We start from the raw sequence: 16,906 nt of genomic DNA, 5'->3' as shown, positions 1-16,906 counted from the left end.
AAGCTCGGATTTATGTGCGTGCACACACACTTTAAAGTTATGTGCGTGCACACGCAACCTCTAGACTGTGTGACATGCCGAAGAAGCTCACAGAAGCCGAGATGCCGACGGCCGACTACGCCTTCTACGGGCTGGTCTGGGCCGGCACGACGATGACGGACCGCGTCGACAAGGCCCTCATCAAGGCCCACGACCTGCCGGTGTCCTGGTTCGAGGTCATGCTGTGGCTGGCGTCCAGCCCTGACCCGGTGCCCGCATCCGTCCTCGGGAACAGCACCCTGCTCAGCCGCAGCCAGGTCTCCCGGGTCGTGGACGCCCTGCAGGGCCGCGGCCTGGTGACCCGTACGCCCTCGGCGCGTGACGCCCGCTCCGTGGAGGTCTCGCTCACACCGGCCGGACGTGCCGTCTTCGAGGCCGCCGACACCACCCGGCGCGAAGCCCTGGCACCGGTCTTCACGGACCTCCTCGACGCGGAGGACCTGGAGGCCCTCGGCACGGTCTGGCGCAAACTCAAGGCCGCCGCCAAGGCGGCACAGGCCGAGTAGCCGCCGCCGGCCGGGTCCGCCCGCCAGGCCGCCGGGGGCTACCGGCCGCGGGCCCAGCCCGGGCGGCGGCGGGACGTACGGGGGCGGCGCAGCCTGCGGCCGGTGGGGGCCGACGGGGCCAGCGCGAACGTCACGGTGATGTGCGCGCCGCCCAGCGGGCCGCGGGCTATGCGCAGGGCGCCGCCCGTCGCGGTCGCCGCGCGTTGCGCGATGTCGAGACCCAGCCCGGTGGACCCGGTGCTGCTGCCGCGCGACAGGGCCCGGTCCGGTTCGGGGATGCCGGGGCCGCCGTCCTCCACGACCAGTTCCACGGCCTGGGCGGTGCGCACGACCTGGACGCCGAACGGCGTCCCCGGCGCGGTGTGCCGGAAGATGTTGCCGATCAGCGCGTCCACCACGGCGGCGATGTCGTCGTCGGAGAGGCTCACGGCCGTCGGTTCCCGGGTCAGGTCGAGGGTGCACGAGCGGTTCTGCTGTTCCGCCAGGACCGTCCAGAACGCGGTGCGGCGGCGTACGACGTCGGCCGCCTCGCAGCGCGGACCGGAGGCCCCCGCACCTGCGGTGGCGTGGCCCGCCGCCGGTTCCGTACCCAGCAGTCCCTGGCCCATGGGGCCGAGGGCCAGCGGGGTGCGCGCCGCGGCGATGATGGCCTGGAGCTCTGTCTCCAGCTCGCCGACCGCGGCCTCCACCCTGGCCGACTCCGGTGTGCCCGCCATCCGCTCCGACGCGAGGTGCAGGGCGGTGAGCGGGGTCCGCAGCCGGTGGGACAGGTCGGCGACGAGCTCGCGCTCGACGGCCAGCAGCTCGGTCATCCGGTGGGCCATCGCGTTGAAGGCGACGCCCGCGTCGCGCAGCTCCCTGGGGCCCATCGGGTCCACACGGGTCTCCAGGTCGCCCCGGCCGAGCGCGTGGGAGGCCTGCGCGAGCCGCTTCGAGGACCGGACCACCTTCGCGCCGAGACGGTCGGCCACCAGCACGGATCCGCCGACCAGGCCCACCGCGAGGAACAGCATCACCGCCCACGACTCCTTGACGCCGCGGGTGAGGTCCGCCTCGGGGACGAAGTTCTCGATGACGGCGACCTGGTCGCCGGGGAGCACCACCGGCTGGAGGCAGATCCAGCCGCCCGGGATCTCCTGGGAGATGGACTCGCGTCCCTGCTGGGCCCGTTCGAGCAGAGCCTCCGGGGCCTTGGAGGTGCCGAGCGGCCCGGAACCCGGCAGATGCACGACCAGGTGGTCGGAGGCGTCCAGGCTCGCCGCCGACTCGCGCAGCGCGTTCGGGTCCGTCGTCAGCGTCAGGACGGGCGCCAAGGCGGCGGCGCGCTGCTCGGCGGCGTTCACGCCCTGCTCCTTGACCAGCGACATCACCAGCGCGGCCAGCGGTATGAGGAAGGAGAGGGCGACCATGGAGGTCACGGCGAGGGCCACACCGGCCAGTGAGCGCCTCACCGCGGCGCCACCAGCTTGATGCCGACGCCGCGGACGGTCAGCAGGTAGCGCGGGGCCGCGGCGCGTTCGCCGAGCTTGCGCCGCAGGGACGACAGGTGCACGTCGACGGTCTGGTCGTCCACGTACGGCTCCCGCCAGACCTCGCTCAGCAGACGGCGTTTGGAGACGACCTGTCCCGAGTGGTGGGCGAGGAAGGCCAGGAGGTCGAATTCGCGGCGGGTCAGGCGCAGCTCGCGCCCGGCCAGGTACGCGGTGCGCGCACCCGGGTCGACCGCCAGCTCGCCCACGACGGTGGCCCGCAGCGGTTCGGCCGCCGTGGCGACGGGTGCGCCCGCGGCGGCGCCGGTGGGCGGGACGTGGCTGGTGCGCCGCAGGACGGCGGACAGGCGCGCGACCAGCTGCCCGCCCGAGAAGGGCTTGACCAGGTAGTCGTCCGCGCCCGCGTTGAGGATCTTGATGATCTCCGACTCGTCGTCACGGGCGGTCGCCACCAGTACGGGTACGGAGGATATGCCCCGGATCATGCGCAGTGCGTCCCCTCCGTCCAGATCCGGCAGCCCCAGGTCGAGGACGACGGCGTCGACCGGCGTCTGGGTGACCTCGCGCAGGGCGCCGAACCCGTCGGCGGCGCTGCGTACGGCATACCCGTGTTCCGACAGGACCTCTATCAGTGACTGGCGGATGCTGGGGTCGTCTTCCACGACCAGGACGCTCGGCATGCGGACACCTTAGGGGTCGGCGCGCCGGGTCTCACCACCAGCACTGCGGGTGGCGGGGCCCGGTGCGGCGGGCGCGCGTATGCGACGGCGGCGCAGGGCAGGTGGCCGGCGATGACGCTGCGCGGCCGGGCCGGCGGCAGACCGGGCACGGGAGCATACGAAGCCGCCCGGACCGGGCACCCGCCGGGCCCGCTCCCCGCCGCGCCGTGCCGCGCCGTGCCGTCAGGGAGCCTCGAACGTCGGGCCGTCACCGCTCACGCGCAGGCGCACGGGGCGGTCGGACACCGGGATGGTGCAGCCGTCCCGCGTGCTGCAGCTCGCGTAGCCGACCAGGACCGTCGCCTCCCCGTTCCCGTCGGCGCGGACGGGCAGCGTCGTGGTGACGGGGCCGTCCGGGTAGACGGGGACCTGGGCGTCGACACCGGGCACGCTGATCGAGCGTACGTCCGCGGCCGCCTTCAGCGCGCCCTTCGCCTTGAGGGCTCCGGAGACCGCCACGGCGGTCGGCCGGCCGACCCCCTCGATGCCGGTGGCCGGCAGTTCGGTGCTGTAGAGGTGGAAGCCCTTCTTCTCCGGGGTGAAGACCGCGGTGAGGGTGCCCTCCGAGGCCTTCCACTCGGAGACGGACAGCGTGACGGTGACTCCGTTCTCGGAGAAGCGCGTCGTGGGGGCGGCGGCGCCGGCGGGGTCCGCGGCCGGCGGCCCGCCACAGGCCGACAGCGCGGCCAAGGTGAGGAGGGCGGCCGCGACGCGGACCGTGCGGGAGCGCCTCGCCTGCGTGGAAACGTTCATCTGTGCCTCTGCGTTGCGTGTCGGTTCGGGTCGGATCGGGAGGGTGGTGGGCGTTCGGGCCGGTTCGGTTCGGGCCGGTCTCACAGGGCCGTGGTGAAGTTCGCGCTCCACACCTGCATGCTGTACACGATGTCGTTCCACACCCCGGTGGCCAGCAGCCCGCCGACGAGGACGAGCATCCCCCCGCCGGTCCGCAGGACCCACGGGTAGTGGCGCTTGACCAGCCCGAAGGCGCCCAGCGCCCGGCGGAAGGCCAGCGCGGCAAGGACGAACGGCAACCCCAGCCCCAGGCAGTAGGCGGCCATCAGCAGCGCCCCGCGGACCGCGCTCGCCTCGGTCCAGGCGAGCGCCTGCACGGCGGCCAGCGTCGGCCCGATGCACGGCGTCCAGCCGACCGCGAACACCGCCCCGAGGGCCGGGGCTCCGGCGAGCCCCAGCGCGGGACGCCGGTGGCTGCGGAACTCCCGCTGGGTGAAGCCCGGCAGGAATCCCATGAAGGACAGCCCCATGAGCACGGTGAGGACGCCGAGCACCTGGGTGATCGCCTCCTGGTGCGCCAGCAGGCTCCTGCCGAAGTAGCCGAACAGGGCGCCGCCGGAGACGAGGACCGCGGTGAACCCCAGGACGAACAGCAGCGCGCCCGTCGCCATCCGGCTGCGGCGCCCGCCGCGCGCCTGCGCCAGGTCGGCGACCGACAGGCTGGTCACGTAGCTGAGGTAGCCCGGTACGAGGGGCAGCACGCACGGCGAGAGGAAGGAGACCAGTCCCGCGACGAACGCCACGGGCGCCGCGATCGCGAGGGTTCCGTTGACGAGGGCAGGGGCGTCCGCGACGGCGAGCGACGCCCACTGCGCGCCGGCCGTCACGACTCCTCCTCCAGGACGCGTGCGAGCAGGGGCCGCAGCTGCTCGTCGGTGACGGCGCCCCCGATGGCGGCGGCGATGCGCCCGCGGCGGTCGATCACCAGGGTCGAGGGGATCGCCTGCGGGTTGACCAGGGAAGGCGGGAACCGGAGCAGGAGTTCACCGTCGGGGTCGTGGAGGCTGGGGAAGGTCATGTCGTGGGCCCGTACGAAGGAACGCGCGGCGGCCCGGTCGCGGTCCCGGGTGTTGATCCCGAGGAACCGGACCCCGTCGCCCCGGGTCTGCCGGCTCAGCCGCTCCAGGTCGTCCGCCTCCGCACGGCACGGGCCGCACCAGGAGCCCCAGGCGTTCACGACGACGACCTGGCCCCGGAAGTCACCGAGTGCGACCTGCTTCCCGTCCAGGTCGGCACCGGCCAGAGCGGGTGCGTCCTGCCGGGTGCCGGGGTCCATGACCGTCGCCCCGGCCGCGGCGCCGATCGCGTCCGGCCGGCCGGCCCGACTCCCCGCACCGGCGCCGTCGTCCGTCCAGAGGCCGGCGGCGGCCAGCACGGCGGCCACCACGACGCCGGTGGCGGCCGGGACGAGGAGGGACGCCCGTACCGGTCTTCTCACGACGCCCACTTGCGCAGGAAGGCGTTGATGCCCTCCGAGGTCAGCGGCGGGTTGCCCGTGACGTGGGTGTCGGTGCGCACCGTGCCGGACGGCGAGACGACGACGAGGACGGGCATCGTGTAGGTGCCGCCCGAGGGGCTGTACTTGCGCAGGAGCGCGGAGTTGGCGGAGCTGTTCCCGCCGATGTCCACCTTGACCATGTGGTACGAGGCCCCGAGGATCCCCGCGGTCTGCGACTGCGCGAACACCTTGTCGGCGGCCTTGCAGTTGCCGCACCAGTTCGCGCCGAAGTCGAGCAGCACCATCCGCCCGTCGGACTTGGCCGCCCGCAGCGCCGCGTCGATCTGCTTCTGCGCGTCGGCGGAGCTGTCGTAGCCCGGGCCGGGCACCTTGGCCGGCGCCGGCGCGGCGGACGTACGGGCCGGCTTGGCGGAGCCGCCGCCGGTCGAGGCGGCACCGGACTGGGCCCGCGAGGGGGTCGGCGAGGAGGAGGTCGGAGCCGAGGCGGATGCGGACGGCGAGGCCGACGCGGTCGGGGACGCCTCGGCCGAGGCCGTCGCGGACTGCGACGCGGACGGGAAGGCCTGCGAGGACTGGCCGGCCGCAGCCGCCGCCGCGGCGGAGCCGGCGGGCTCGGAGGACGGGCCGCACGCCGCGGTCAGGCCCGCCGCGACGACGGCAGCGGCGACCAGCGGCAGCCGCCTTCCCAGGGGTGCGGCGGAGCGGGGCGACGTCGTACGGCGGCGGTCGGCGCGGACGGGTCGGAGCATGCGAGAACTCATGGCGAAGACACCCCAAGGCACGGTTCGGACTGGCGGGACGGGCGGAGCGCCCCCCGGCTCGGTGGAAACGGCGCCCCGGAGATGCGCCGGGGTGTCGTGCCCCGGCGCCGAGGGCCGCTCGGCTGACGCGAGCATAGGACCCGGCGGGGCCAGCGGAACCGCCTCGGCGCGATCTTGAGATTGCCCTAAGGGAGAGCTCACCTTCCGCTTCGCCGGGACCAGGCCCCAAGGGCGGACACAAGGTGCGAATCCCTGCGAAAGGGTGAGGCCTCAGAAGGACGACTCGCGGACGCTGGCCTTCGCGCTCGGATCGATCGTGGCCGTGACGACCGACCGGTGGTCGGCGCTCGTGAACGTGACCGTGAGGGTGCTGTCCGAGGTCTGCGAGGTGCTGGTCTTGAAGCCCCGGCTGGGGACCGCGGAGATCAGGCACACGCCGCGGCTCCCGTACCGCACCGTCACCTTCCCGCCCTGGGAGGGCACGGTGTACAGGCCCGCTCCGCCCTCCTCGCAGTCGACCTTCCTCGGCGCGGGGGTCCTGGGGGCGCCCGTGGTGGCCTTGACGGGCGTGGGGGCGGCCGCCGTGGGGGAGGGGCTCTGCGACGCCGTGGGAGAGGGGCCGGCCGACGCGGTCGGGGACGGCGTGTCCGCGGACGGACTCCCGGCCTGCCAGGCGGGAGGGGTGTCGACGACCGTCGGGGCTGACCGTGCGACCGGGGGCGTATGCCGGGTCGAGCCGACCACGAACTGGACCGTCGCGAGCACGGCGGTCACGCTGGCGGCCGTGCACGACAGCCATATGAGCAGGTAGCGCGAAGTTCGGGGCACGGCCCCATAGTGTCCGACGCTCGGGCCGGTCTGTCACCGGCTCCCCCGGAACGGCCCGGCCCCGTGCGCCGGCCGGGCGGGCGGACGCCGACGTCCCCCCACCCGCGTACGGGTGGGGGGACGTGGCTGTGGGGGGTGGTTCGAGGGGGACCGGGGGCGTTCGCCCCGTAGGCCCCTTGTGCGTGGTTCGGCTACCTCGGTGCGCCGAAGTTCTGCGTCCACCACGGGCCGCCGTCGCCCTTGTGGACGCCTATGCCGATCTCCTTGAACGCGCAGTTGAGGATGTTGGCCCGGTGGCCGGAGCTGTTCATCCACGCCTTCATGACGGCGTCGGCGTCGGCCTGCCCGCGGGCTATGTTCTCGCCCAGGGTGGACCACTTGTAGCCGGCGGCCTCCACCCGGCTGGTCATGGTGGACCCGTCCGGCCCGGTGTGCGACATGACGCCGGCGCGGGCCATGGTGTCGCTGTACGCCCGCGCGGCGGCGCTCAGCTTGGCGTTGGAGGTCAGCGCGCCGCACCCGGCGGCCGCCCGCTCCTTGTTGACCAGGGCGAGCACGGCGGACTCGGCGTCCCCGTCGACGGTGCCGCCGCCCCCGCCCGTACTGCCGCCACCGCCGCTGCCGCCGGTGCTGCCACCCCCGCCACCCGTGGTGGTCGTGGCGGGCTTGCGCGGGGGCTTGGCGGCGGGGGAGGACTCCGACTTGGTCTCGGCCTCCTGCGTCGCCGCGGGGCCCGTGGGCGTGGCGGACGCCGAGGCGGAGGCGGAGGCGTCGGGCGTCGGGGACGCACTCGCGCTCGCCGTGGCGGGGGTGTCGGTGGTCGGCGGGGCGGCGTCGGGGGTGGGAGTCGCCGTCCCGGACGTTCCGGCCGCGTCGGTACGCCGGTCGGTACGCGCGTCATCGCCGGAGTCGGCCACCGCGACCCCCACCGCCACCACCGCGGCGGCCGTGGTGACGGACAGCACGATGCGCGTGCGCATCGTCTTCTTCCGTCGGGCCTCGACGCGGGTCTGCGTTTCGGGAGTTCGGCTGCGGCTCATGCCGGTAACACCTCGCAAGAGAAGGGGAGGAGGGGAGTCCGCCTGAGCCTAGGCCGGTGACCAGCCAAAAAGTCCCCCAGGGAGGGTTCTTCAAGTTCCCTTAAGGAAGCCCGCAGGGTCAACACAGGGACGAGTCGGGCAATCGCCCCAACTCGGCCCGGCAGGAAGGAGTATGACCCCGCACGGGGCCACCGCGCCTCGGCCCGACGGCCCGCCCCCGCGCCATGGCCCGCGCCCGCGCCCGAGCCTGCGCCCGGCACAAGAGCCCAGTCGGCGGCGGACGTTGTGCCGGACGCCCGCCCACGGCCGTCACGTCACGCCGCAGGCGCCCGGGCTGACGTCGGCAAGGCGGCCGGGGACTTCACTGCCCCGGTGCGCACATCCGGCAGGCACCGCCGGCCCGGTTCCGGGCTGGACGGCGGTCCTGGCGCCACCGGCCCGACCCCCCCCGGACGAGCACCTGTTCCGGCTCGGCCACCCGCACCACTGCTCCCGCGCATGCGAGGAGGCCGCGGACCTCGTCGAGCGCGCGGCCGCGCCCTCAGCCGCCGAAGTCGGGCAGGACGAGGGAGCCGTCCCCGGTCAGGGTGAAGCCGGGGTTGTGGGCGATCTCCCAGGCGTGGCCGTCGGGGTCGGTGAAGACGCCCGAGTAGAAGCCGATCGCGTTGACGGCGGCCGGCCGGGTGACGGTCCCGCCGGCCGCCGCGGCCGCGTCGAGGACGGCGTCCACCTCGGCGTCGGTGCGCACGTTGTGGGCCAGGGCGATGCCGCCGAAGCCGGCCGCCGGGGTGTCCGGGAGGCCGCAGTCCGCGGCCAGCTTCCGGCGGTCCCACAGGACGAGGGCCAGGCCGCCCGCCTGATGGAAGACCGTCTCCTCGACCTCGGTGCCGCGCCAGCCGAGCGCCGTGTAGAAGCTCTTGGCGCGGGCGAGGTCCGCGACCCCCAGGGTGACCAGGCTGATGCGCTGTTCCATACGGCCACGGTAACGCCCCGGCATAGTCCCGCTCAGGCGGCGGGCTTTCCCGGCTGGTCGTGTGTCGAGCAGTGGATGCCGCCGCCGCCCGAGGCGATCGTGTCGATGGCGACCGGCACGATGTCCCGCTGGGGGAAATGCTCCTGAAGGATGCCGCGGGCCCGGTCGTCCGCCTTGCGGTCGCCGAACTTCGGCATGAAGACGGCGTCGTTCGCGATGTAGAAGTTGGCGTAGGTCGACACGAAGTCGTCGCCCTCGCCGGTGATCCTGTTCAGGTCGGGCTGCGGCAGGTCGATGACCTCGAAGCGCCGGCCGCGGGCGTCCGTCGCCTTCGACAGGACGGACTTCGCCTGGTCGGCGGAGCGCGACCACGAGTCGGCCGGGGTGCTGGGGTGGGCGCGGTCCAGCAGGACGACCCCGGGGGCGGCGAAGCGTACGAGGCTGTCCACATGGGCGTCGGTGATGTCCTCGCCGCGGACGCCGGCCAGCCAGACGACCTTCCGGACGCCCAGGGTCTGCTTGAGCTCCGCCTCGATCGCCTCCCGGTTCTTGCCCCGGTTGCGGTTGTCGTTGACGATCGAGCTCTCGGTGACCAGCAGGGTGCCCTCGCCGTCCGTCTCGAAGGAGCCGCCCTCGGCGACCAGCGGCGCCTGGACCCGGGGGATCTTGTACCTCTGGAGCACGGCGCGGGCGACCGCCCCGTCGTTCTCGTGCTCCTGCTTGTTGCCCCAGCCGTTGAAGTTGAAGTCGACGCCGACGACCTTGCCGCCCTCCTCCACGAAGACGGGGACGGTGTCGCGGGCCCACAGGTCGTCCACCGCGAGCGGGATGACCTCCACGTCGTTGCCGCAGGCCCGCTGGGCTGCGGCCACCTGGTCGGGGCGGGCCATCATGACGACGGGCTCGTACCGGCCGACGGCCCGCGCGATCCGCGCGATGTCCTCGCGTACGTGGCGCAGGTCCTCCTCCCACACTCCGGCGGCCAGGGCGGGCCAGGCCATGAAGGTGCGGGTATGGCTCTCCCACTCGGCGCCGAGGCGGCGCCCGTCGGCCGCGGGGGCCGACCCCTTCGTGGCCTCGGGCTGCACTCCGGACGCCGAGGGTCCGCAGGCCGAGGCGCCGGCGACGACCGCGCCGATTCCGGCGACGGCGCGAAGGACGGTCCGGCGGGTGGGGGGAAGGAAGGACACGGGGGGACTCCGATCGTGGGCTGGCGGAAGGGGCTCCGGCCAGGGCGGGCGCGAGTGTCATGAAGGCCGACAAACCGGTCCCTACGGACAAGGGTGCGCGCTGCGCGCCGCGAACGGCCGCTCTGTACGGAGAAGTGATGCGGCCTCGTGTCGCCACTGTGCCACTGACTGAAATTTCAGTCAATTCGTCCGGCGCCGGGCCGCATACTCCCGCACCGGAACGCCCCGGTAAGGTGCGGTCCATGGCGTCTCGCAGCACTCAGATCCTGGAAGCGGCCGCCCGGGTGATCGCCCGGCGCGGGGTCCGCGGGCTGCGCGTGGAGGAACTCGCGGCCGAGGCGGGCGTGTCGACCGCCCTGATCTACTACCACTTCAAGGACCGCACGGGGGTCCTGCGCCAGACCCTCGAGTTCATCAACGACCGTGCCGAGCGCTACACCACGGACCGCGACCCGGACGACCCGCCGCTCACCCCCCGGGAGGAGCTGGAGGAGACCCTGCTCCTGGAGCTCCAGGACACCGTGGAGGTACGGGAGAACAGCTCGGCCTGGGGTGAACTGCGGGCGAGCGCCGTCTTCGACGAGGTGCTGCGCGAGGACCTGGCCAGGGCCACCCTCGTGTGGGTCCAGGAGGTTGCCGCGCTGTTGGGCCAGGTCCACCCGATGGCGCCCGCGTCGTCGCTCGCCGCCGCGGCCGAGCGGCTCACCGCCCTGCTCGAGGGGCTCAGCATGCGCTGGCTCAGCGGCGGCATCAGGATCGGTCATGCGCGGGAGCTCATGCGCGGTGCCATCGACGCCGAACTGGCCGGCCTGCGCCAGGGCTGACCGCCGGCCCGCCGCCGCCCGCAGCGCGGCCGAACCCCATCCGTCCCTAGCCAGTCCTTTTCACAGCCTCCTCTATCGACTGAATTTTCAGTCAATGCCATGAGGCACCACCTTCTCGAGCGACCACCCCGGCCCCCTTCTCGCCGCTCAAGCCTTGACTCCTCAACATCGACCGCTTCGGCGCCGGCGGGGGTGGGATCCACTGCGCCACCCAGCAGCAGCGCCCGCCCGGCACCGCCCGGGGTCAGCCGACGCTGCTGTCCGTCTCCGGAGCCTTTCGGGCGTTGTTCCTGATGTTGGCGAAGGGCAGAGCTCCTCCGTGGAGTTCTTTGAACTCGTCGATCAGGTCCTGCTCGGCCTCACCCGGATCGTCCTCGGTCATCGGCCGCCAGGCGACGAGCAGTGCGGCCGAGTCGGCCAGTTGCCAGATGTAGCGTCCGCCCCAATGGCCGGCCGGCAGACCGGTGCCGTGGCGGCGGTAGTCGGCAAGCCGCCGATGCAGGCCGTGCTGCCCCGCGGCCTTGCCGATGTACACGACCGTCGCCCCGTCCACCCAGGCATCGCCGAGCTTGCCCGCCGTCACGGACGGGTCGCGGCCCTTGAGGTGCCCGGCAGGGCTGATGGGGAGGAACGACGGGGGCGAGGTGTCCGTGCGGATCACCACGTAGATTCCGTGCCCGGTGGGGACGTTGCTGCCGGGCAGGTCACGGAACGGCACGAAGCCGCTAAAGCCGCGTGCGGTCAGGGTCCTCTGTGTCAACTCCGATGTCGGCCTCATGCCAGGCATCCTGCCAGGCGCACATTACGGGTTCTGGCCCGGTGAGGGTGCGGGAGGGGAGGTGCCGCGACGGCCGGTCGGCTTGTCCGTCACGCTGCTGCCGCGGTCGGTCCCGGCCCGGGCCCGCCGCCGTCAGCGGCGGGCCGCGAGGTGGTCGCCGAGCGCCTCGTGCGTCAGGTGCAGGCCGGCCCGCAGGACCGCGTCGTGCCGGGTGGGGTGGGCCGATCGGTGGGCGAGGTCGAGGCCGCGGGCCCGGTCGAGCTCCGCGGCGAACTCCTCGCCCCGCAGGGCCGCGTCCAGGGCCAGCGCGGTCGACCGCACCAGCGGGGCGATGTCGCGCAGCGCGGGATCGGGAGCGGGCACCGCGGAACGGTCCGGGGCCGGGCCGCGAGCCCGCACCTGGAGCTCCTGCGTGAAGCACTGGAGGGTCACGGCGCTGCGGGCCGCTAGCTCCAGCCGCCCGTCGAGCCCCTGCGGCGGCGTGCGGGTCCGCCGGCGGTGCGCGGCCCGGTCGAAGGCGGCCCGGCAGGCCGGCGGCCGCAGCCACAGCCGCGCCCCCTCGGGCAGCGGATCCGGGGCGGCGGGAGGCCCGCCGCGGGCGAGCCGGCCGGCCACCGCGTCAAGGAGGCGCACGATCCCGGCCCGGTACGCGTCCAGGCCCTCCGCGGCCGACCGGTAGGGGTCCGGCGGCCACAGCAGCGGTCCGAGCAGCACCACCACGGCGATGCCGACCAGGGTCTCCGCCAGGCGGGCCCAGGGGTACCCGGGAAGGGCGGTGGCGTAGATCATCAGCGCGGTGATCAGGACCTGCTGGTTCGGGGAGCCGGGCCGCCCCAGCAGGTACATGCCGGCGCACCCGAACACGAGCACGGCGAGGAAGGACAGGGACGACGCCGGCAGCCGGCCCAGGAGGAGCGTGCTGAGCACCACCCCCGCGAAGACGCCCAGGAGGCGTTCCCACGCCAGGCGCGGCGCCGCGTACACGTCCTCACGCAGGATCAGGACGGCGGGCAGGGCGGCGGGCACAGGTGCGGTGCTCGTGCCCCACCACAGGCACAGGTACCAGGGCACCGCGCCGCAGATCACCAGCCGGGCTCCCGACCGCAGCCCTGCGCCGACGGATGGGACGTGCGGATCGAAGGCGAGCGTACCGGGCATGACGGACATCGTAGGGTTCGCCGTCCCGTGGACGGTGCACCGCGTGCCGAACGACGAAGGCCGCCGCGGCGATCAGCAGCGGCCGGCGCGCAGGGTGTGGCTGACCGGCGCCCCGGTGGAGGAGGGCGCGGCGGGCTGACGCGTCTTCGACGACGGCAGGCACGTCAGCCTCGGCGAGCTCAAGGGCAACAAGGCAACAAGGGCAACAAGGGCGACCAGAACTACCCGATCCCGGCGGACGTGAACCTCGCCGACTGCACCGGCGTCAGCATCTGGTGCGACCGCTTCGACGTCTCCTTCGGTGCGGCCGCCCTCACCCCGGCCTGAACCGCAGGCGGCGGCGCTCAGGCCTCGTCGAGGGCCGGGCCCGTGCGGCGGGCCAGGGCGTTGCTGCCGATCGAGTTGTGCACGCTGAAGCCCACCGCGTCCGAGCGGTAGCGGTCGTCGGACCATTCGACCGGCCGGCCGTCGCGTGTGGTCGTCATGCGGCGCACCCGCAACAGCGGGCTGGTGCGCCGCACTTCGAGGAGCTCGGCGTCCCGGGCCCCCGCCGCGACCGCGTCGATGAGGTGCTCCCCGTACGCGAACACCAGCCCCGTGTCGTCCAGCAGGCGCTGCGTCACCGACGGGCAGTCCGGCTCGATGTGCTCCACCGCCGGGGCGATCCAGTCGGCGTACACGGTGCGCTCCAGCAGGACGGGCTCGTCGTCCAGCCCGCGTACGCGCAGCACGTGCAGCACGGGCGCGCCGGGCTCCACCTGGAGCCACATGGTGTCCCGGTCGGTGGCCGGCCGGTATTGCGACGACACCACCCGGCCGGTCGCCGTGCGGCCCATGGCCGCCGCCCACTGGGCGAAGCTGCGCAGCTCGGCGAAGCTCTGGCTGCGGCGGCTGGCCAGCACCACGCGCCGGGCGCCCTGGCGGGATCCGATCAGGCCCTCGGCGGTCAGGGCGAGCACGGCCTGGCGGACGGTGCCGCGGGAGACCCCGAAGCGCGCCGCCAGCTCCGTCTCGGCGGGCAGGAGCGCCCCCACCGCGTACTCCTCGCGGTCGATCGCCCGCCGCAGTTCCTCGGCGATCTCCTCGTGCCGGGCCGTCATCGGCTGTGCTCCGTCCCTCGTCATGAACGCTGACTGTGCGCAAGGCGCGTGCCTCGTCAAGCGTAAGCGCAGGGCCGCGTGGACCGAAACGAGGGAAGATTGTCCAGGTTATTGGCTGGAATCCGTCGCCTTCCGTTTACCGGAAGGTCATGGATGCCAGGCCTACTGAGGCCGACTTGTTCAGACAAGTTGGTCTCGGAGTCTTCGAGTCCGCCGTACCCCTCCCACCCCTCCCCGCGCTCCTCGCGCAACCTCCCTGGAGAGACCGTGCCCCTGCCGAGAAACGCCGCCCTCGCCGGCTGCCTCGCCGTCGTCGCCGCCCTCGCCCTCACCGCCTGCGGCGCTGCCCCCGAGAAGGCCGACAACAAGACCGCCACCGGCAAGGACGCCGCCACCGCCACCTCCGCGGCGGACTTCGGCGGCATGGACGCCCTCGTCGAGGCCGCCAAGAAGGAGGGCGTCCTGCACGCGATGGCCCTGCCCCGCGACTGGGCCAACTACGGTGCCCTCATCGACGGCTTCACCCAGAAGTACGGCATCAAGGTCGAGGTGGAGAACCCCGACGGCAGCAGCCAGGACGAGATCAACGCCGTCACCAGCCGCAAGGGCCAGGACCGCGCCCCCGACGTCCTCGACCTCGGCACCTCCTTCGCCGTCAGCGGCGCCCAACAGGGTCTGTTCGCCCCCTACAAGGTCGCCGCCTACGGCGACATCCCGTCGGCGCAGCGGGACGACCAGGCACGCTGGTACAACGACTACGGCGGCTACATCTCCATCGGCTGCGACGCGAGCCGCGTCAAGAACTGCCCCACCACCTTCAAGGACCTCCTCAAGCCCGAGTACAAGGGCCAGGTCGCGCTCAACGGCAACCCCACCAAGTCCGGCTCCGCCTTCGGCGGCGTCTACGCGGCCGCGCTCGCCAACGGCGGGTCCCTCGACGACATCCAGCCCGGCATCGACTTCTTCGGGCAGCTGAAGAAGAACGGCAACTACACGCCCGTCGAGTCCACCCCGGCCACCGTCGAGAAGGGCGAGACGCCCATCAGCATCGACTGGGACTACCTGAACGCCGGCTACGCCGACCAGTTCAAGGGCAAGGGCGTCGACTGGAAGGTCGCCGTCCCCGAGGACGGCAAGTACGCGCAGTACTACGCCCAGGCCATCAACAAGGACGCCCCGCACCCCGCGGCCGCCCGCCTGTGGCAGGAGTGGCTCTACAGCCCCGAGGGCCAGAACCTCTGGCTGAAGGGCTACGCCCGCCCGGTGCTCATGAGCGCCATGGAAGGCGCCGGCACCCTCGACAAGGCCGCCGCCGCCAAGCTCCCCCAGGTCAGCGGCACCCCGACCTTCCCCACGGAGGCCCAGCAGACCAAGGCCAAGGGTGTCCTCGCCCAGAGCTGGGGCAAGGCGGTCGCCGGCTGACCGCCGGCCCGGCCACGGACACGAGACCCACACGAGCACCGACACGACATCCATGACCACCGACATGACCACACCGCCCACGGCTGCCGCGTCCTGCGCGGCCGCCGCCCCGGCGGCCCCCGCCGCCCCCGCCGCCCGGACCGGGCGGCGGGCCGGCCGCTCCGGCGCCCTCGCCGTCGTCCCCCTGCTGCTGTTCACCGCCGTCGCCTTCGGCCTGCCCGCCCTCGCCATGCTCGACGGCGCCTTCACCACCCGGGACCCGGCCACCGGCGCCACCTCCTACGGCCTCGGCAACCTCACCGCCTCCTGGCAGGGCGCCTACCTCACCGCCCTCGTCGGCAGCGTGAAACTGTCCGCCACCTCCGCCCTCCTCGCCGCCCTCCTCGGCCTCCTCCTCGCCCAGGCGGTCGTCACCTCCCCGCTGCGGGCCCTGCGCGAAGCCGTCCTCACCGCCTCCGGCGTCCTCGCCAACTTCGGCGGCGTCCCCCTCGCCTTCGCCTTCGTCGCCACGCTCGGAAACTCCGGCGTCCTCACCCGCCGGCTGGGCCTGAGCGACACCGGCTGGAACCTCTACAGCTTCTGGGGCCTGGTCCTCGTCTACCTGTACTTCCTCGTCCCCCTCATGGTCCTCACCATCACCCCCGCCCTGGACGGGCTGCGCACCCAGTGGCGGGAGGCCGCCCAGAACAACGGCGCCACCCACCGCCAGTACTGGCAGCACGTCGCCCTGCCCGTCCTCGCCCCCTCCCTCCTCGGCGGCCTCGTGCTCCTCTTCGGCAGCGCCTTCGCCGCGTACGCCACCGCCGCCGCGATGGTCGGCAGCTCGGTCCCGCTGGTCACGCTCCAGATCGCCGACGCCATCTCCGGCAACGTGCTCATCGGGCAGGAGAACGTAGCTCTCGCCCTCAGCCTCGACATGGTCCTCGTCGCGGGCCTGGTGATGGCGGTCTACCTGCCCCTGCAACGACGGAGCGCCCGATGGCTCGCCTGACCGCCCGCCCGACCCCGGCCACGGCCCCCTGGCGCGCCCTCGTCCTCGCCGCCGCGGCCCTGTACTTCCTGGTCCCGCTCGCCGCGTCCGTCGTCTTCACCGTCGACGTGCCCGGCCGGGGCGTGGACCTCGGCGCCTACACCCGCATCCTGGACACCGAGGGCTTCCTGCCCAGCCTCCTCCTCTCCCTCGAACTCGCGGCCGCCACCATCGCGGTGGTCCTGCTGCTCCTGGTCCCCGCCGCGGTGGCGCTGCGCCTGACCGCCCCGAAGCTGCGGCCCGTCGTCGAGGTCGTGTGCGCGGCTCCGCTCGTCGTCCCGCCCATCGCCTTCGTCGCAGGCATCGGGACCGTTCTGAAGTGGGGGCCCGAGCACCTCTCCCGCACCCCGCTCTTCCAGACGTTCGTCGCCGTCCAGAACCCGGACTTCCCCGTCGTCCTGGTCCTCGCCTACGCGGTGATGGCGCTGCCCTTCGCCTACCGGGCCCTGGACGCGGGCTTGCGCGCCATCGACGTCCGCACCCTCGTCGAGGCGGCCCGCAGCTGCGGCGCGAGCCTGCCGCAGGCCCTGCTGCGCGCCGTACTGCCGAACCTGCGCGGCGCCCTCCTGAGCGCCTCCTTCCTCACCCTCGCCCTGGTCCTCGGCGAGTTCACCACCGCCCAGCTCCTCGGCTTCCGGCCGTTCGCCGTCTGGATCGTCAACATCAGCGGTTCGCAGGCCCAGATGTCCGTGGCCGTCTCCGTCATGAGCCTGCTCGTGACCTGGCTGCTGCTCCTGGTCCTCGCCGGCTTCGGCAGCCGCCGCACCCCCTCCTCGACCTCCGACCGGAAATGACAC

18 protein-coding genes and 1 pseudogene are annotated in these 16,906 nt (G+C 73.5%); 6 read left to right on the top strand and 13 right to left on the bottom strand.

What is annotated here, in order from left to right; genetic code table 11:
* Nucleotides 1-74 precede the first annotated feature (74 nt).
* Entirely contained in the window at nucleotides 75-545 is a 471-nt protein-coding gene (locus AVW11_RS03145; protein WP_060179084.1) for a MarR family winged helix-turn-helix transcriptional regulator, read from the top strand.
* A gap of 38 nt (nucleotides 546-583) precedes the next feature.
* On the opposite strand, the gene AVW11_RS03140 is transcribed toward AVW11_RS03145, so the two are convergent.
* The 10 genes from AVW11_RS03140 to AVW11_RS03090 form a co-directional block, all read right to left on the bottom strand.
* Nucleotides 584-1,996 (bottom strand): HAMP domain-containing sensor histidine kinase, encoded by a 1,413-nt coding sequence (locus AVW11_RS03140; RefSeq protein ID WP_076043135.1) that lies wholly within the window; start codon nucleotides 1,994-1,996, stop codon nucleotides 584-586.
* Nucleotides 1,993-2,715, bottom strand: a complete 723-nt coding sequence (locus AVW11_RS03135; RefSeq protein ID WP_030845264.1) for a response regulator transcription factor — start codon at nucleotides 2,713-2,715, stop codon at nucleotides 1,993-1,995. The genes AVW11_RS03140 and AVW11_RS03135 overlap by 4 nt, the downstream gene beginning before the upstream one ends.
* Before the next feature lie 222 nt (nucleotides 2,716-2,937).
* Nucleotides 2,938-3,507, bottom strand: a complete 570-nt coding sequence (locus AVW11_RS36325; RefSeq protein ID WP_076043134.1) for a hypothetical protein — start codon at nucleotides 3,505-3,507, stop codon at nucleotides 2,938-2,940.
* 80 nt (nucleotides 3,508-3,587) lie between these two features.
* The gene (locus AVW11_RS03125; protein WP_060179082.1) at nucleotides 3,588-4,373 is read right to left on the bottom strand and encodes a cytochrome c biogenesis CcdA family protein; all 786 of its coding nucleotides are present in this window, start codon (nucleotides 4,371-4,373) and stop codon (nucleotides 3,588-3,590) included.
* Entirely contained in the window at nucleotides 4,370-4,984 is a 615-nt protein-coding gene (locus AVW11_RS03120; protein WP_143568794.1) for a TlpA family protein disulfide reductase, read from the bottom strand. Before AVW11_RS03120 ends, AVW11_RS03125 begins: the two co-directional genes overlap by 4 nt.
* Nucleotides 4,981-5,754 (bottom strand): thioredoxin family protein, encoded by a 774-nt coding sequence (locus AVW11_RS03115; RefSeq protein ID WP_076043133.1) that lies wholly within the window; start codon nucleotides 5,752-5,754, stop codon nucleotides 4,981-4,983. Before AVW11_RS03115 ends, AVW11_RS03120 begins: the two co-directional genes overlap by 4 nt.
* Before the next feature lie 282 nt (nucleotides 5,755-6,036).
* Nucleotides 6,037-6,594: a superantigen-like protein SSL4 gene (locus tag AVW11_RS38205; RefSeq protein WP_225884609.1), complete on the bottom strand. Its 558-nt coding sequence runs from the start codon at nucleotides 6,592-6,594 to the stop codon at nucleotides 6,037-6,039.
* Between the two features lie 191 nt (nucleotides 6,595-6,785).
* Nucleotides 6,786-7,634 (bottom strand): CAP domain-containing protein, encoded by an 849-nt coding sequence (locus tag AVW11_RS03100; RefSeq protein WP_060179079.1) that lies wholly within the window; start codon nucleotides 7,632-7,634, stop codon nucleotides 6,786-6,788.
* Between the two features lie 541 nt (nucleotides 7,635-8,175).
* Entirely contained in the window at nucleotides 8,176-8,607 is a 432-nt protein-coding gene (locus tag AVW11_RS03095; protein WP_060179078.1) for a VOC family protein, read from the bottom strand.
* 32 nt (nucleotides 8,608-8,639) lie between these two features.
* Nucleotides 8,640-9,797, bottom strand: coding sequence for an agmatine deiminase family protein (locus AVW11_RS03090; protein ID WP_060179077.1), 1,158 nt, complete (start codon nucleotides 9,795-9,797; stop codon nucleotides 8,640-8,642).
* Nucleotides 9,798-10,039: 242 nt separating this feature from the next.
* Between AVW11_RS03090 and AVW11_RS03085 the strand changes: the two genes are divergently transcribed.
* Nucleotides 10,040-10,621 carry a TetR/AcrR family transcriptional regulator gene (locus AVW11_RS03085; protein ID WP_206281869.1) on the top strand — a complete coding sequence of 194 codons (582 nt, stop codon included), beginning with the start codon at nucleotides 10,040-10,042 and terminating at the stop codon, nucleotides 10,619-10,621.
* Between the two features lie 244 nt (nucleotides 10,622-10,865).
* Here the strand turns inward: AVW11_RS03085 and AVW11_RS03080 are convergent, their stop codons facing one another.
* Both AVW11_RS03080 and AVW11_RS03075 read right to left on the bottom strand, forming a co-directional pair.
* Nucleotides 10,866-11,399 (bottom strand): hypothetical protein, encoded by a 534-nt coding sequence (locus AVW11_RS03080; RefSeq protein ID WP_234362281.1) that lies wholly within the window; start codon nucleotides 11,397-11,399, stop codon nucleotides 10,866-10,868.
* Between the two features lie 132 nt (nucleotides 11,400-11,531).
* Entirely contained in the window at nucleotides 11,532-12,557 is a 1,026-nt protein-coding gene (locus tag AVW11_RS03075) for an FUSC family protein (protein ID WP_158076108.1), read from the bottom strand.
* Nucleotides 12,558-12,639: 82 nt separating this feature from the next.
* Between AVW11_RS03075 and AVW11_RS03065 the strand changes: the two are divergent.
* A pseudogene (locus tag AVW11_RS03065) lies at nucleotides 12,640-12,884 on the top strand (DM13 domain-containing protein); the annotation flags it as partial.
* Nucleotides 12,885-12,901: 17 nt separating this feature from the next.
* Here the strand turns inward: AVW11_RS03065 and AVW11_RS03060 are convergent.
* Nucleotides 12,902-13,657 (bottom strand): GntR family transcriptional regulator, encoded by a 756-nt coding sequence (locus AVW11_RS03060; RefSeq protein WP_076043128.1) that lies wholly within the window; start codon nucleotides 13,655-13,657, stop codon nucleotides 12,902-12,904.
* A 273-nt stretch (nucleotides 13,658-13,930) separates the two neighbouring features.
* Between AVW11_RS03060 and AVW11_RS03055 the strand changes: the two genes are divergently transcribed.
* The 3 genes from AVW11_RS03055 (at nucleotide 13,931) to AVW11_RS03045 (ending at nucleotide 16,903) form a co-directional block, all read left to right on the top strand.
* Nucleotides 13,931-15,079, top strand: coding sequence for an ABC transporter substrate-binding protein (locus AVW11_RS03055; RefSeq protein WP_030845290.1), 1,149 nt, complete (start codon nucleotides 13,931-13,933; stop codon nucleotides 15,077-15,079).
* Nucleotides 15,080-15,143: 64 nt separating this feature from the next.
* Entirely contained in the window at nucleotides 15,144-16,070 is a 927-nt protein-coding gene (locus tag AVW11_RS03050; protein ID WP_030845292.1) for an ABC transporter permease, read from the top strand.
* Nucleotides 16,058-16,903: an ABC transporter permease gene (locus tag AVW11_RS03045; protein ID WP_076043127.1), complete on the top strand. Its 846-nt coding sequence runs from the start codon at nucleotides 16,058-16,060 to the stop codon at nucleotides 16,901-16,903. Before AVW11_RS03050 ends, AVW11_RS03045 begins: the two co-directional genes overlap by 13 nt.
* The last annotated feature ends 3 nt before the right edge of the window (nucleotides 16,904-16,906 follow it).

It is taken from the genome of Streptomyces amritsarensis (assembly GCF_001953875.1).
GTDB lineage: Bacteria > Actinomycetota > Actinomycetes > Streptomycetales > Streptomycetaceae > Streptomyces > Streptomyces amritsarensis.
This window is presented reverse-complemented; position numbering and strand designations above follow the sequence as displayed.

Excerpts from the sequence above, each read along its gene's own strand:
- AVW11_RS03080 (WP_234362281.1), bottom strand. The coding sequence starts at position 11,399 with ATGAGGCCGACATCGGAGTTGACACAGAGGACCCTGACCGCACGCGGC.
- AVW11_RS03135 (WP_030845264.1), bottom strand. The coding sequence starts at position 2,715 with ATGCCGAGCGTCCTGGTCGTGGAAGACGACCCCAGCATCCGCCAGTCA.
- AVW11_RS03115 (WP_076043133.1), bottom strand. The coding sequence starts at position 5,754 with ATGCTCCGACCCGTCCGCGCCGACCGCCGCCGTACGACGTCGCCCCGC.
- AVW11_RS36325 (WP_076043134.1), bottom strand. The coding sequence starts at position 3,507 with ATGAACGTTTCCACGCAGGCGAGGCGCTCCCGCACGGTCCGCGTCGCG.
- AVW11_RS03085 (WP_206281869.1), top strand. The coding sequence starts at position 10,040 with ATGGCGTCTCGCAGCACTCAGATCCTGGAAGCGGCCGCCCGGGTGATC.
- AVW11_RS03045 (WP_076043127.1), top strand. The coding sequence starts at position 16,058 with ATGGCTCGCCTGACCGCCCGCCCGACCCCGGCCACGGCCCCCTGGCGC.
- AVW11_RS03050 (WP_030845292.1), top strand. The coding sequence starts at position 15,144 with ATGACCACACCGCCCACGGCTGCCGCGTCCTGCGCGGCCGCCGCCCCG.
- AVW11_RS03060 (WP_076043128.1), bottom strand. The coding sequence starts at position 13,657 with ATGACGGCCCGGCACGAGGAGATCGCCGAGGAACTGCGGCGGGCGATC.
- AVW11_RS03095 (WP_060179078.1), bottom strand. The coding sequence starts at position 8,607 with ATGGAACAGCGCATCAGCCTGGTCACCCTGGGGGTCGCGGACCTCGCC.
- AVW11_RS03100 (WP_060179079.1), bottom strand. The coding sequence starts at position 7,634 with ATGAGCCGCAGCCGAACTCCCGAAACGCAGACCCGCGTCGAGGCCCGA.
- AVW11_RS03145 (WP_060179084.1), top strand. The coding sequence starts at position 75 with ATGCCGAAGAAGCTCACAGAAGCCGAGATGCCGACGGCCGACTACGCC.
- AVW11_RS03075 (WP_158076108.1), bottom strand. The coding sequence starts at position 12,557 with ATGCCCGGTACGCTCGCCTTCGATCCGCACGTCCCATCCGTCGGCGCA.